The 12,280-nt window shown below is 69.4% G+C and carries 14 protein-coding genes; 3 read left to right on the plus strand and 11 right to left on the minus strand.

The window, feature by feature from the left end:
- Positions 1-28: 28 nt before the first annotated feature.
- From ACZ7PG_RS19165 to ACZ7PG_RS19180, 4 genes are all read right to left on the minus strand, one after another.
- A complete protein-coding gene (locus ACZ7PG_RS19165; protein ID WP_470240357.1) occupies positions 29-730 on the minus strand; it encodes a DedA family protein in 702 nt (233 codons plus the stop codon).
- A gap of 45 nt (positions 731-775) precedes the next feature.
- On the minus strand, positions 776-1,138 hold the full coding sequence (locus ACZ7PG_RS19170) for a hypothetical protein (protein ID WP_470240358.1): 363 nt from the start codon (positions 1,136-1,138) through the stop codon (positions 776-778).
- Positions 1,139-1,163: 25 nt separating this feature from the next.
- Positions 1,164-2,315, minus strand: a complete 1,152-nt coding sequence (gene nagA, locus ACZ7PG_RS19175; RefSeq protein ID WP_470240803.1) for an N-acetylglucosamine-6-phosphate deacetylase — start codon at positions 2,313-2,315, stop codon at positions 1,164-1,166.
- Positions 2,316-2,406: 91 nt separating this feature from the next.
- Positions 2,407-2,979, minus strand: coding sequence for an RNA polymerase sigma factor (locus ACZ7PG_RS19180; RefSeq protein ID WP_470240804.1), 573 nt, complete (start codon positions 2,977-2,979; stop codon positions 2,407-2,409).
- Between the two features lie 189 nt (positions 2,980-3,168).
- Here ACZ7PG_RS19180 and ACZ7PG_RS19185 point away from each other — a divergent pair, with 189 nt between their 5' ends.
- Entirely contained in the window at positions 3,169-3,450 is a 282-nt protein-coding gene (locus ACZ7PG_RS19185; protein ID WP_470240359.1) for a YciI family protein, read from the plus strand.
- Here the strand turns inward: ACZ7PG_RS19185 and ACZ7PG_RS19190 are convergent.
- The 6 genes from ACZ7PG_RS19190 to ACZ7PG_RS19215 form a co-directional block, all read right to left on the minus strand.
- The gene (locus tag ACZ7PG_RS19190) at positions 3,445-4,383 is read right to left on the minus strand and encodes a PDR/VanB family oxidoreductase (RefSeq protein WP_470240805.1); all 939 of its coding nucleotides are present in this window, start codon (positions 4,381-4,383) and stop codon (positions 3,445-3,447) included. The genes ACZ7PG_RS19185 and ACZ7PG_RS19190 overlap by 6 nt on opposite strands.
- A gap of 50 nt (positions 4,384-4,433) precedes the next feature.
- On the minus strand, positions 4,434-5,291 hold the full coding sequence (locus ACZ7PG_RS19195) for a metal-dependent hydrolase (RefSeq protein ID WP_470240360.1): 858 nt from the start codon (positions 5,289-5,291) through the stop codon (positions 4,434-4,436).
- Positions 5,288-6,760, minus strand: a complete 1,473-nt coding sequence (locus ACZ7PG_RS19200) for a flavin-containing monooxygenase (protein ID WP_470240361.1) — start codon at positions 6,758-6,760, stop codon at positions 5,288-5,290. The genes ACZ7PG_RS19195 and ACZ7PG_RS19200 overlap by 4 nt, the downstream gene beginning before the upstream one ends.
- Positions 6,761-6,841: 81 nt before the next feature.
- Positions 6,842-7,315, minus strand: a complete 474-nt coding sequence (locus ACZ7PG_RS19205) for a pyridoxamine 5'-phosphate oxidase family protein (RefSeq protein ID WP_470240362.1) — start codon at positions 7,313-7,315, stop codon at positions 6,842-6,844.
- A 2-nt stretch (positions 7,316-7,317) separates the two neighbouring features.
- Positions 7,318-8,229 carry an SDR family oxidoreductase gene (locus ACZ7PG_RS19210; protein ID WP_470240363.1) on the minus strand — a complete coding sequence of 304 codons (912 nt, stop codon included), beginning with the start codon at positions 8,227-8,229 and terminating at the stop codon, positions 7,318-7,320.
- Between the two features lie 82 nt (positions 8,230-8,311).
- Positions 8,312-9,220, minus strand: coding sequence for an aldo/keto reductase (locus ACZ7PG_RS19215; protein ID WP_470240364.1), 909 nt, complete (start codon positions 9,218-9,220; stop codon positions 8,312-8,314).
- A gap of 63 nt (positions 9,221-9,283) precedes the next feature.
- Here ACZ7PG_RS19215 and ACZ7PG_RS19220 point away from each other — a divergent pair, with 63 nt between their 5' ends.
- Together ACZ7PG_RS19220 and fbaA are read left to right on the plus strand one after the other, a co-directional pair.
- Entirely contained in the window at positions 9,284-10,105 is an 822-nt protein-coding gene (locus tag ACZ7PG_RS19220) for an LLM class F420-dependent oxidoreductase (protein ID WP_470240365.1), read from the plus strand.
- Positions 10,106-10,258: 153 nt separating this feature from the next.
- Positions 10,259-11,290 carry a class II fructose-bisphosphate aldolase gene (gene fbaA, locus ACZ7PG_RS19225; protein WP_470240366.1) on the plus strand — a complete coding sequence of 344 codons (1,032 nt, stop codon included), beginning with the start codon at positions 10,259-10,261 and terminating at the stop codon, positions 11,288-11,290.
- Positions 11,291-11,339: 49 nt separating this feature from the next.
- Here fbaA and ACZ7PG_RS19230 read toward each other — a convergent pair whose 3' ends face one another.
- On the minus strand, positions 11,340-12,206 hold the full coding sequence (locus ACZ7PG_RS19230) for an HIRAN domain-containing protein (protein WP_470240367.1): 867 nt from the start codon (positions 12,204-12,206) through the stop codon (positions 11,340-11,342).
- Positions 12,207-12,280: the final 74 nt, after the last annotated feature.

The raw sequence follows: 12,280 nt of genomic DNA on the forward strand, positions 1-12,280 counted from the left end.
CGGTGGGGCCCTTCTCGTCGGGCAAACCTCAGTCCCGCACCCGCGGAATCTTCTGCGTCACCTCGGCATCGGTCTCTGCCGAAGCCTTCTTCTCGCGCCGCGCCTTCAGGTACTCGATCACGATCGGGACCACCGACACCAGGACGATCAGCACGAAGATCGCGTCGACGTTGTTCGCGATGAACGACACGCCGCCGAGGAGCGAGCCCAGCACCGTGATGCCCGCGGCCCAGAGGATGCCGCCGATCACCGTGTACGTGAAGTAACGCTTCGGGTCCATGCGGCCGATGCCCGCGATCCACGTGATGAACGTCCGGACGAACGGCACGAACCGGGCCAGCACGACCGCCTTGGGCCCGTGCTTCTCCAGGAACTCGTGCGTCTTGTGGACGTACTCCTGCTTGAAGATCTTCGAGTCCGGCCGGTTGAACAGCTTGGGCCCGACGAAGTAACCGAGGTAGTACCCGACCACGTTGCCGAGCAGTGCCGCGGCCGTCACCAGGACGCAGACCAGCCACAACGGTGCGTCGAGGGTGCCGTTCGCGATGAACAGGCCGGCCGTGAACAGCAGGGAGTCACCGGGCAGCACCGGGAAAACGCTGCTCTCGATGAAGATGATCAGGCAGAGCACCGCGATGACCGGCGTGGTCAGGCCGCTCAGCAGGTGCTGCGGGTCGAGCCATGACGGCAGCAGGGACATCGTGTTGACCGTGCTCTGGGCGAGAATCACCCCAAAAACGGTACAGGGTCACCCTGAGTCGTTACTGAGACCCGGTCAGACCAGCGTGAGCAGGCCCACCACGGACCCCGCCGCGAGCCCCAGCAGCACCGCGAGCAACAAAATCCAGTACGCGGGCAGCTGCGCGCCCAGCCGGGGCGGCTCGGGGGGACGCGGGACGTAAGCAGTGGGCGCCTCGGGGGCCGGGTCCAGGGCCGCGCGCTCGCGCTCCAGGGAGTCCGCGCTCGCCCCCGACAACAACCCGTACGCAGACGGCAGCTCGTTGATCGCGCTGGTCGGGACGGCGTCCGTGGCCGGCTCGGAGTCGCGAGCCGGCGCCGGTGACGCCGAAGGGGCGAAGACGGCTTGCGCGCGAAGGGCGTCCGCCAGCAGCTGCTCGGGGTCCTTCGGCTCGCTCATCTCCGCCCGTTTCGCTCGTCGGCTCTCAGGTACTCAAGGTAGCCGTACCCACCTCGGCGACCCATTCACCCCGGCGCAGCACCTTCGCGGGCCGCAGGTCCTGGTCGAGGACGACGATGTCGGCCACGTACCCCGGGCACAGCATCCCGGTGTGACCGGCGATGCCGAGCAGCTCGGCGGGTCGTTGCGACGTCGCGTGCACCGCGTCGAGGATGCCGAGTTTCGCACCCCGGACCAGATTGCGGAAGGCGGTGTCCATCGTCAGGGTGCTGCCGGCCAGCGAACCGTTGTCGGCCAGCGTCGCGACGCCGTCGTGGACGTCGACCTCGAGCCGGCCCAGCGTGTAGCGGCCGTCGGCGGCGTCGGTGGCCGACATCGCGTCGGTGATCAGCACCGTCCGGTCGCGGCCCGCGTGCTTCGCGGCCAGCCGCACCACGGTCGGGTGCAGGTGCACCAGGTCGCAGATGAGCTCGATCGTGATGCGCTCGTCATCGAGCAGCGCCCCGACCGGACCGGGTTCGCGGTGGTGCAGCGGCCGCATGCCGTTGAACAGGTGCGTCGCGACCGACGCGCCCGCGTCGATGGCGGGCAGCAGCTGCTCCTCGACGCCGTCGGTGTGCCCGATGGCGGCGATGACGCCCGACTCGGCCAGCTGCCGGACGGCCTTGATGCCGCCGTACAGCTCCGGGGCGATGGTGACCATCCGGATCGCGCCCTGGCCGGCGCGCAGGAGCTTGTCGACCGTGCCGGTGTCCGGCTCGAGCAGCGTCTCCGGGTCGTGCGCCCCGCAGCGGGCCTTCGAGATGAACGGGCCCTCCAGGTGGATGCCCGCGACCTCGCCGTCCTGGACGATCTCACGCAGCGCGGCGACCTGCTCACGCAGGATGTCCACCGGATCGGAGACCAGGCTGGCGAGCATGGTCGTGGTGCCGTGACGGCGGTGCGCTCGCACCGCCGTCAGGAGCTCCTCCGGATCGGGGGAGGTGAACGAAGCACCTCCCCCGCCGTGGCAGTGGGTGTCGACGAATCCGGGCACCACCAATGCCCCGCCGACGTCGACGTATTCGCCCGACGGCGGGGTCCCGGAACCCACGCCGGCGATCCGCCCGTCGGAGACGGCTACCCAGCCGTCATCGAGTACACGGTCCGGGGCAGCGACCCGGCCGCCCATGATCACGAAATCTCCGGCGCCTCTCACGCACCCCAGCATATATTGGTCTGGACCAAGCATGGTGATACGACTCAGTGACTGGAATGGTCCACCCGGGTCACTGCGGGGCCTGCATGGCCTTCTGGAGTGCCTCGAGCGCCCGGCTGGCGGTCGACTTAACGGTACCCTTGGAAATGCCTGCGGCCTCAGAGATTTCCGCTTCGCTCAGCCCACCGTAGTAACGCAGCACCAGCACCTCGCGCTGGCGGGGCGGCAGCTTGGACAGGGCGCTGACCACGGCTTGGTGCTCGCTGGAGAGCATCGCGAGGCTCTCCGCGGACCGCGCGTTGACCGCGTGCGGCGGCACGTATTCGCGGGCCGTCTTGCGCCGGCGCAGCACGCTGCGAGAACCGTTGACCACGGCGGTGCGCAGGTAGCCGACGGCGGCCGCGGCGTCCCGGAGCCGTCCCCAGTTGCGATGCAGGCCGGTGAAGGCCTCCTGGACGACGTCTTCCGCCGTCGCGGGCTCGTCCACCAGCAGAATCGCCAGCCGGACCAGCCGCATGCGGTGCTGGCGGTAGAGGTCTTCGAGGGTCAGGGGCACCGGCACCTGTGCCGGGGCCGGACCGTCCATGACCCGCAGGTGGCCGAGGGTCGCCTCGACACTGCGTTCCGCATTGCCCTCGAGCATGAACCCCTGCCTGTCCTCGACCCCGGTTTGCACGGTCCGTCGCGTCAGCAGGCTCACGGTATTCACAGCGCTCACACAGGTACTGACGCACGCCCAGCCTATCGGGTTGGCCCCGCCTCGCCAGCGTTCGGATACTGGGACACAGGGTAGCGTCGGTCGCATCCCGCCCGTCCGAGCACGGAGATCCACATGGCTTGGTACCTCGTCGAAATCACCTACGTCCAGGAAAAGCTGCAGGAGGTGCGCCCGCGCCACCGCGACTTCCTGGCCAAGCTCGCCGCAGAAGGCCGGGTCGCGGTGGCCGGCCCGCTCGGCGACGGCACCGGCGGCGTGACGCTCTACCAGGCCGACGACGAGGCGCACCTGCAGGAGACGATCGGCCAGGACCCGTACTACCTGGAAGGCGTCATCGCCGAGCGGACGGTTCGCGAGTTCAAGCCGGTCATCGGCGCCTGGGTCCCCGAGTCATAGGTCGAGCACGGTGGTGCCGCGGTCGACGCAGATCCGCATCGACCCGCCGCCGGCCGTCGGCACCGCGCAGGTCCCGCAGAAGCCCTGGCGGCACGAATAGGGCGTGCCGGGGCGCATCTCGAGGAGGACGTCGAGGGCGGTCCGGCCGGCGGGAACGTCCAAGACCTGCCCTGACCGGCGGAGAGTCAGCCGGAACGGCTCGCCGTCGACGATCGGCGGTGGGGCGAACCGTTCGAAGTGGACGGCTTTCGCGCCGGTCAGCTCCAGGTCGACGCGGACGCCGGTGATCATCGGCACCGGGCCGCAGCAGTACACCGATGCCCCTTCGGGCAGATCTGCCAGCAGTTCCGCGCCCGAGGCCGGGATGCCGTACTCCGTGTCCGGGCGGAGCCAGACGCGGTCGTCGCCCGCCAGTTCGTCGAGGAACGGCATCGACTCCCGGCTGCGGCCGGTGTAGACGAGCCGCCAGTCCGCGCCCGACGCCCTCGCGCGGTGGACCATCGGCAGGATCGGCGTGATCCCGATGCCGCCGGCGACGAACAGGAACGGCCCCTCGCCGACGAACGGGAACGCCGTCCGCGGGCCGCGCACGACGACTTCCTGACCTGGCCGGAGGGCGTGCACCTCGGCCGACGCGACGCCGATCTTCCGCACGGCGATCCGGTAATTGTCCTTTTCGGACGGATCGCCGCACAGGGAGTACTGCCGGACCAGTCCGGACGGCAGGACGAGGTCGAGGTGCGCGCCCGGCCGCCACGCGGGGAGCGGCCCGCCGTTCGCGAGCCGCAGGCTGACCACGTCTTGAGCTTCGGTTTCGACGGCTTCGACGAGCAGCGGCAGGTTCCGGTCGACGGCCCGCACCGCCGGCCGCCGCTTGCCGCTGAATTCCGACAACCGGCGGTAAACGCCGACGACACCGACCAAAGTGGACATCAAGCGGTCGGTGCGGTCGCTGCCGTCCAGCCGGGTCGGCCGGCCGAGGGTCACTCCGCCGCCCGTGCGGCCGGTGAGCTCGCCAGGTACGCCACCGCCTGCTCGGTGTTCCCGGTCTCCGTCGGGTGGTAGGTCTTCCGGAAGTACGGCCGGATCTCGCGCACCAGCTGGCGCCCGGTCGGCAGCAGTCGCCGCTTCGCCGCTCGCCGGTAGCCCCGCAGCGTCGCGCGGCCGGGCCGCGTCGGGTCGTTGCGCATCAGGTACCGCGTGCCGCGGGAGAACACCCAGGCCAGCACCGGGGTCACCGCGGCCATGCTGCGCACGCGCCGGGTGTACCGCCCGTCCAGGTGCATGAACAGGTCGAACGCGACGGACCGGTGCTCGACCTCTTCGGCGCCGTGCCAGCGCAGCAGGTCGAGCATCACCGGGTCGGCGCCCGCCTCCTCCAGGGGCGCGTCGAGCACCCACTGGCCGAGGAACGCCGTGTAGTGCTCGATCGCGGCGACGATCCCGAGCCGTTCGACCAGCCACTCCTCGGCCGCCCGGCCGGTCAGGTCGCGGTCGCCGAGCAGCTTGCGGAACAGCCACTCCATCTGCGCGACGAACGGCCGCACCGGCAGGCCCGCGGCTTCGAGGTGCGCCGCCGCGCCGTCGTGCGCCTCGGCGTGCACCGCCTCCTGGCCGATGAAGCCGAGGACGTCCGCCTTGAGCCGCTCGTCGCGGATCAGCGGCACCGCCTGCTTGAAGACCTCGACGAACCAGCGTTCGCCCTCGGGCAGCGCCAGGTGCAGCACGTTCATGGTATGCGTGACCTGCGGTTCGCCCGGGATCCAGTGCATCGGCAGCGACGCCCAGTCGAACTCGACGTTCCGCGCGTGGAGGACGAGCTGCTCGTCCTCGGCGGTCATGACGCCCGGCCGGACAGCTCGTAGTCGGCCGGGTCCACCTTCCGCGTCTCCAGCCAGTAGCGCCAGGTGAAGCCGGGCCAGATCGTCCGGTTGACGCCCTTGGCGTCGAGGTACCAGCTCTTGCAGCCACCCTGCGTCCAGACGCCCTTGACCAGCTTGTCCTGGATGTCCCGCTGGAACTTGTCCTGCACGCCCGGCCGGACGTCGAGCGCGGCGGCGTCACGCGAGCCGGCGAGCTTGATGGCGTCGACGACGTACCGCGACTGCGACTCGATCATGAACACGACGGAGTTGTGGCCCAGCGCGGTGTTCGGGCCGAGCAGGAAGAACAGGTTCGGGAAGCCGGAGACGGCGATGCCCTTGTGGGTCTGCATGCCCTCGGCGGCCCACTCCTTGGCGAGGTCGCGGCCGTCGACGCCGGTGATGTCGAGGTACTCGAGCGCGTCGGTCACCTTGAACCCGGTGCCGTAGATGATCGCGTCGACCTCGTGCTCGACCCCGGCGGAGTCGACGATCGAGTGCGCCTTGACCTCCTTGATCCCGGAGGTGTTCACGTCGACGTTCGGCCGGCCCAGCGCCGGGTAGTAGTCGTTGGAGATCAGGACGCGCTTGCAGCCCATCGTGTAGTCGGGCGTGACCTTCTTGCGCAGCGCGGAGTCCTTGATGCCCTTCGCGATGTTGCGCTTGGCGATCAGCTCGCCGGCCTTCATGATCGCCGGGTGGCCGTTGAAGCCGATGGCCCGCGCTTCGAGCAGCCAGTACAGCGCGTTGCGGTAGAGGCGCTGGGTGCCGGGGACGCGCTTGAACAGCGTCTGCGCCCACGACGGCATCGCGTGGTCGGGCTTCGGCATGATCCACGGCGGCGTCCGCTGGAACAGCGTCAGCTCGGCGACGTCCGGGGCGATCTTCGGGACGAACTGGACCGCGCTGGCACCGGTGCCGACGACGGCGACCTTCTTGCCGCGCAGGTCGTACTCGTGGTTCCACTGCGCGGAGTGCCAGGTCTGGCCCTTGAAGTTCTTGATCCCGGGCAGCTCGGGGACCTGCGGGATGTGCAGGCCGCCGACGCCGGAGACGAGGAACTGCGCGACGAACTCGCGGCCGTCCTTCGTGGTCGCCGTCCAGCGGCGCTCGCCCTCGTCCCAGTGGGCGCCGGTGAGCTCGACGCCGAAGCGGATCTTCTCGCGCAGCCGGTACTTGTCCGCGACGCCCTTGAGGTAGTCGAAGATCTCCGGCTGCGGCGAGAACGACCGCGACCAGTCCGGGTTCTGCTCGTACGAGAACGAGTACATGTGCGACTGCACGTCGCACGCGCACCCGGGGTAGGAGTTGTCGCGCCAGGTGCCACCCACCTCGGTGGCCTTCTCCAGGATCACGTAGTCCCGGATGCCGGCCTTTTCGAGCTGGATCGCCTGGCCGAGCCCGGAAAATCCGGTGCCCACGATCACGACCTTGAACCGCTCGGTCATCTGTCGGCCTCCGCTGCTTCGAGGATGCTGCCCAGATGACGTTACCTCAAGTAACAGTTACTTGGAAGTACTGTCTACTGACTAGTAGGTCCCGCCGAGCTTCGTGTGGTCCCAGCTGACGATCTTCGTCGGGCGGAAGACCAGCCCGATCCGCTTGGGGGCCTGACCTGCGATGAAGGCGCTCAGCTCGGACGGTACGGGGTCGCCCGGCTTGGCGCCCGCGTACCGCTGCATGAGCGTGATCCCCATCTGCGTGACTTCCGCGGTGTCCTCGATGAGCTCGACGTCGGCCTCGAGCGAGATGCCGCGGAGCTTCTCGTAGCTGTCGCCGTCCTCGATCAGCACCGTCGCCTCCGGCAGCCGCCGGAGGTTCTTCGCTTTCTGCGAGGTGCCGTACGTCCAGGTCGCGACGCCGTCCTCGTGCGGGTAGTACCAGAGCGGCGCGAGGTGCGGGCGGCCGTTCGGGCCGACGCTGGCGACGTTGATGACCTTCTGCTCGGCGAAGTACGCGCGCACTTCGTCCTCGGTCATCCGGATCTGGTCGCGACGGGACATCTTCACCCCTTGGTGGCGGCCCGGCCGCCGTGGCCGGTGACCGCCGACTCGAACGCGCCGCGCGCCTCGATGTCGGCCAGCGCGGCCTTGTCCGCCGAAGGTACCCGGCTGCGGGACCCGATTTCGATGATCGGCGGCAGGAACGCGCGGAACAGCTTGAGGCCGCCGACCCAGCGCGGCACGTGGATGGTCCGGGCGCGCTTGAGGATGCCGGCTTCGAGGTCGTCCAGCGCGGTGTCGAGCGGGTAGGTCTTGCCGATCAGGCCGGGCATCGACGCGCGGAGCTTGCCGAACACGGGGTGCGCGTCGGCGCTCTCGACGAGGTCGGTGCGGATCCACGTCGGGTGCGCGACGCCGACCTTCACGCCCAGGTGGGCGACCTCGGCGCGCAGGCTGTTGGAGAACGCCTCGACGCCGGCTTTCGCGGCGGAGTAGTTCGCCATGCCCGGCGCGTGCGTGATCGCGGCGAGGCTCGAGATGGCCAGCAGGTAGCCCTTGCGCTCGATGACGTGCGGGAGCGTGACGCGGAACGTGCGCCAGACGCCGAGCAGGTCGACCTCGATGACCTTCTCGAACGCGGCCCGGTCGACCGAGCGGACGAAGCCCGCGGTCGCGATGCCGGCGTTGGCGATGACGATGTCGATCCCGCCGAAGTGCTCGACGACGCCGGCTGTCGCCGCTTCGAGCGCGTCCCAGCTGGTGACGTCGGCTTCCCAGGAGCGCGCGTTCGCGCCGATGCGGTCGGCGACCTTCTGCTGCTCCTCGGCTTCGAGGCCGACGAGGGCGACCTTCGCGCCGCGGGCGGCGAGGCGTTCGGCCAGCCCGGCGCCGATGCCGCGGGCGGCGCCGGTGATCAGCACGACCTTGCCGTCGACCTTCTTGGTGCCGCTCAGCAGCGAAAACGGGTTGGCCACGGTGCCCTCCTGGACGTCGAACGTCGCTTCCGGAGGGCACCGTACCTCACCTTACTGGCAGTAAGCTACCCAGAAGTAGGTTCTAGGCTTCACTCAACGCGGTGACTTCGGCGTCGGTCAGTTCGAGGCTCACCGACGCGATCAGGTCGGTCAGCTGCTCGGTCGTCCGGGCGCTGGCGATCGGCGCGGCGACCGTCGGCTGCTGCCGCAGCCAGGCGAGCGCCACCGCGGCGACCGAGGTGCCGTGCGCCGCCGCCACCTCGTCGAGCTTCGCGAGCACGCGTTCGCCGTGTTCGTCCAAATAGGACTCCGCGCGAGCGGCGCGCGGGCTGTCGACGTTGTGGTCCTTCGTGCGGTACTTGCCGGTCAGGAACCCCTTCGCGAGCGAGAAGAAGGGCAGCGTGGCCAGGCCTTCGCTCGCGACGAGCGGGGCGAGCTCGCGCTCGTAGTCCCGCTCGACGAGGTTGTAGTGCGGCTGCAGCACGGCGTAGCGGGCCAGGCCGTTCTTGTCCGAAATGGACAGTGCGTCGGCGAGCCGCTCGGCGCTGTAGTTGGACGCGCCGAGGTGGCGCACCTTGCCCGCGCGGACCAGCGCGTCGAACGCCGTGAGGGTCTCCTCGAGCGGGGTGTCCGGGTCGTCCCGGTGCGCGTAGTAGAGGTCGATGTGGTCGGTTTTGAGGCGGCGCAGCGAGTCTTCGGCCGCGGCCTGGATGTTCTTCGCGGACAGGCCGGGCCGGCCGTCCCACATGCCGACCTTGGTCGCGACGACGACGTCGTCCCGGTTGCCGCGCGCGGCGAGCCAGTTGCCGAGGATCTCCTCGGAGCCGCCGCCCCCGCCGTAGAGGTCGGCGGAGTCCACGAAGTTGCCGCCGGCCGCGGCGTAGGCGTCCAGCACGGCGAAGGACTGCGCCTCGTCCGCCGTCCAGCCGAAGACGTTGCCGCCGAGGTTGAGTCCGTACACGTCGAGGTCGGTGTTGCCCAGCTTGGTCATGCCTTCGACGTTAGTTCGCCGATCCCGGGAGGAAAATCGCCGTCCCACGCGTTGGAGTGTTCCATGGCAATCGAACTGGGCAAGATCGGTATCTGGCGGCACTACGCGCAGGTCGACGCGAGCTTCGCGGCCGAGGCGGAGAAGCTCGGCTACGGCGCGATCTGGCTGGGCGGCTCACCCGGTGGTGACCTCGCCTACGTGGACGACCTGCTGGCGGCGACGGACTCGCTGGTCGTCGCGACCGGCATCGTGAACATCTGGCAGGACGAGCCCGCGGACGTCGCGAAGGCGTACGAGCGGATCACCGGGAAGTACCCGGACCGGTTCCTGCTCGGCGTCGGCGCGGGGCACCGCGAGGCGACGAAGGAGTACAAGAAGCCGTACGCGGCGCTGGTCGACTACCTCGACGGTCTCGACGCGGCGGGCGTGCCGGTTTCCGGCCGGGCGCTGGCCGCGCTCGGCCCGAAGGTCGTCAAGCTGTCCGCCGACCGCACCGCCGGCGCGCACCCCTACCTGGTGACGCCGGAGCACACCCGCGACGCCCGGGAGATCCTCGGCGCGGGCAAGCTGCTGGCCCCGGAGCACAAGGTCGTCCTCGAGACCGACGCCGAGAAGGCCCGCGCGATCGGCCGCAAGACCGTGAAGTTCTACCTCGGGCTGTCGAACTACACCGCCAACCTGCGGAAACTCGGTTTCACCGACGAGGATCTCGCAGGCGAGGGCAGTGACCGCCTGGTCGACGCGCTGACCCTGCACGGTGACGCCGAAACGGTGGCGCGCGGCCTGTCGGCCCACTTCGAGGCGGGAGCGGACCACGTGAACGTCCAGGTGCTCAACGACGACCCGTGGCCGGCCTACCGCGCGCTGGCCGCCGAGCTGCTGTGATCCTCGTCCGGCCGCCGGTTCGCCGGCGGCCGGACGAACCCCCTTCTGAACCGATTCCACGTGCGGAGCAGTTTCTCCCCGGGGACCGGTGTGCGGCGGCGGTCCACCTCGTACGATGCGGTCGGGACCCATCCCTGCCAAGGAGGAACACCGATGCCCATCGCGACCCCCGAGGTCTACGCGGAGATGCTCGACCGGGCCAAGGCGAACGAGTTCGCCTACCCGGCCATCAACGTGACCTCGTCCGAGACCGTGAACGCCGCCATCCGCGGGTTCGCCGAGGCGGAGAGCGACGGGATCATCCAGTTCTCCACCGGCGGCGCGGAGTTCGCGTCGGGCCAGAAGGTCAAGGACATGGTGACCGGCTCGGTCGCGCTGGCCGAGTTCGCGCAGGTCGTGGCGGCGAAGTACGACGTCAACGTCGCGCTGCACACCGACCACTGCCCGAAGGACAAGCTGGACGGCTTCGTCCGGCCGCTGATCGAGATCTCGGCCGAGCGCGTCAAGAACGGCCAGAACCCGCTGTTCCAGTCGCACATGTGGGACGGCTCGGCGATCGACCTCGACGAGAACCTCGACATCGCGCAGGAGCTGCTCGCGAAGACGGCCGCCGCGAAGATCATCCTCGAGGTGGAGATCGGCGTCGTCGGCGGCGAAGAGGACGGCGTCGAAGCCGAGATCAACGAGAAGCTGTACACCGCCGAAGGCGACTTCCTGAAGACGATCGACGCGCTCGGCTCCGGCGACCGCGGCCGCTACCTGCTGGCGGCGACCTTCGGCAACGTGCACGGCGTGTACAAGCCGGGCAACGTGAAGCTGCGCCCGGACGTGCTGAAGGGCGGCCAGGAGGCGGCGTCGAAGAAGCTCGGCCTGCCGGCCGGCTCGAAGCCGTTCGAGCTGGTCTTCCACGGCGGCTCGGGCTCGCTCCCGGAGGAGATCCGCGAGGCGGTGTCCTACGGCGTGGTGAAGATGAACGTCGACACGGACACGCAGTACGCGTTCACCCGCCCGATCGTGGACCACTTCTTCAAGAACTACGACGGAGTGCTGAAGATCGACGGCGAGGTCGGCAACAAGAAGGTTTATGACCCGCGTTCGTACCTGAAGGCCGCTGAGGCCGGGATGGCTCAGCGTGTGGTGGAGGCTTGCCAGGCCCTGGGCTCGGCGGGCACGAAGGTCAAGTAGTCACACGCGAAGGGGCCGCCACGACGTCTGTGGCGGCCCCTTCGTCGTGTTATCTGTCGCGTCGCGGGTCCCGTGGCATCAGAAGCTCCACCTCGACACCCTTGGCTGTTCTGGTCGTGTAGGCCTCGCACCGGACTACCAGGTTCTGCTCCGAGAACCGCTCGACCATCGTTCGGTACCTCTCGGTCATCGCGTGGGTGAGCTGGCCGACGCGGTGATCGCCGAGGCGGACTTCGATGGCCCGCCGGCCCTGGTACTTGCCGCTCTCGATCGTGCAGAACGTCAAAGAAGCCACGACCTCCCGGTACTCCTGCTTGCCCGTGGGGGCGAAGTCGCGGAGAACATCCTGGTGGTTCTCCTCCTTGGTCACCGTGCACGACCAGGCGTTCCGGAGAAGCACGTCCGAGGCCGTCAGCTTCGCGACCACCGGGTCTTCGGGTTCTTTGCGGGCGTGCAGCTCGTCGGGGCCGGCCACGTGGAGGTAGATGCCGTACGACTTCGCTCCGCCACCGGTGATCCGCGCCGGGCAGGTGCCCAGCGCGCCGGCGGCTCGAAGTTTCAGCAGTTCAGGCTGGTAGTCCTCGGCCCAGGTGCTGGACAGGTAACCGACCTTGAGCGGGCGGTTGCCCAGCAGGGCGTCCACCCGCACGGCGTTCCGGTCCCAAGGATTCTCCGGCTCCGGTACCAGTACCGCCGTCGCGGGCAGGTGTGCTTCGAAGTCCGTGCCGAAGGCTCTTCCGCCGGCGACCTGCCGGAGTGCGTCCTGGTAGTGACTTTCGCCGACGACAGCGAGCCGGCCGTCCTCCGAAAGGGGGACGAGCTCGAGGCGCGCCGCACTCGGGCTCGGCGGCTGGACGGCGACCTGCCGGCCTCCGGCGGAGACCGGTTGCCGAGGGGGCCGGGCGGGATCCGGCACCCCTTGCGGGTGCGGCGCCTTATTCCTCCGCGAGAAGGGCCACATGTCCTCGTCCTCCGACCTCGGCGCAGTTG

The sequence above is a fragment of the Amycolatopsis sp. NPDC114504 genome (genome assembly GCF_055633595.1).

Bases quoted from the DNA above. Each gene is read 5' to 3' on its own strand.
- ACZ7PG_RS19215 (WP_470240364.1), bottom strand. From the start codon at position 9,220: ATGACCAAGCTGGGCAACACCGACCTCGACGTGTACGGACTCAACCTC.
- ACZ7PG_RS19170 (WP_470240358.1), bottom strand. From the start codon at position 1,138: ATGAGCGAGCCGAAGGACCCCGAGCAGCTGCTGGCGGACGCCCTTCGC.
- ACZ7PG_RS19180 (WP_470240804.1), bottom strand. From the start codon at position 2,979: ATGCTCGAGGGCAATGCGGAACGCAGTGTCGAGGCGACCCTCGGCCAC.
- ACZ7PG_RS19200 (WP_470240361.1), bottom strand. From the start codon at position 6,760: ATGACCGAGCGGTTCAAGGTCGTGATCGTGGGCACCGGATTTTCCGGG.
- ACZ7PG_RS19205 (WP_470240362.1), bottom strand. From the start codon at position 7,315: ATGTCCCGTCGCGACCAGATCCGGATGACCGAGGACGAAGTGCGCGCG.
- ACZ7PG_RS19190 (WP_470240805.1), bottom strand. From the start codon at position 4,383: ATGTCCACTTTGGTCGGTGTCGTCGGCGTTTACCGCCGGTTGTCGGAA.
- ACZ7PG_RS19185 (WP_470240359.1), top strand. From the start codon at position 3,169: ATGGCTTGGTACCTCGTCGAAATCACCTACGTCCAGGAAAAGCTGCAG.
- ACZ7PG_RS19220 (WP_470240365.1), top strand. From the start codon at position 9,284: ATGGCAATCGAACTGGGCAAGATCGGTATCTGGCGGCACTACGCGCAG.
- ACZ7PG_RS19195 (WP_470240360.1), bottom strand. From the start codon at position 5,291: ATGACCGCCGAGGACGAGCAGCTCGTCCTCCACGCGCGGAACGTCGAG.
- fbaA (WP_470240366.1), top strand. From the start codon at position 10,259: ATGCCCATCGCGACCCCCGAGGTCTACGCGGAGATGCTCGACCGGGCC.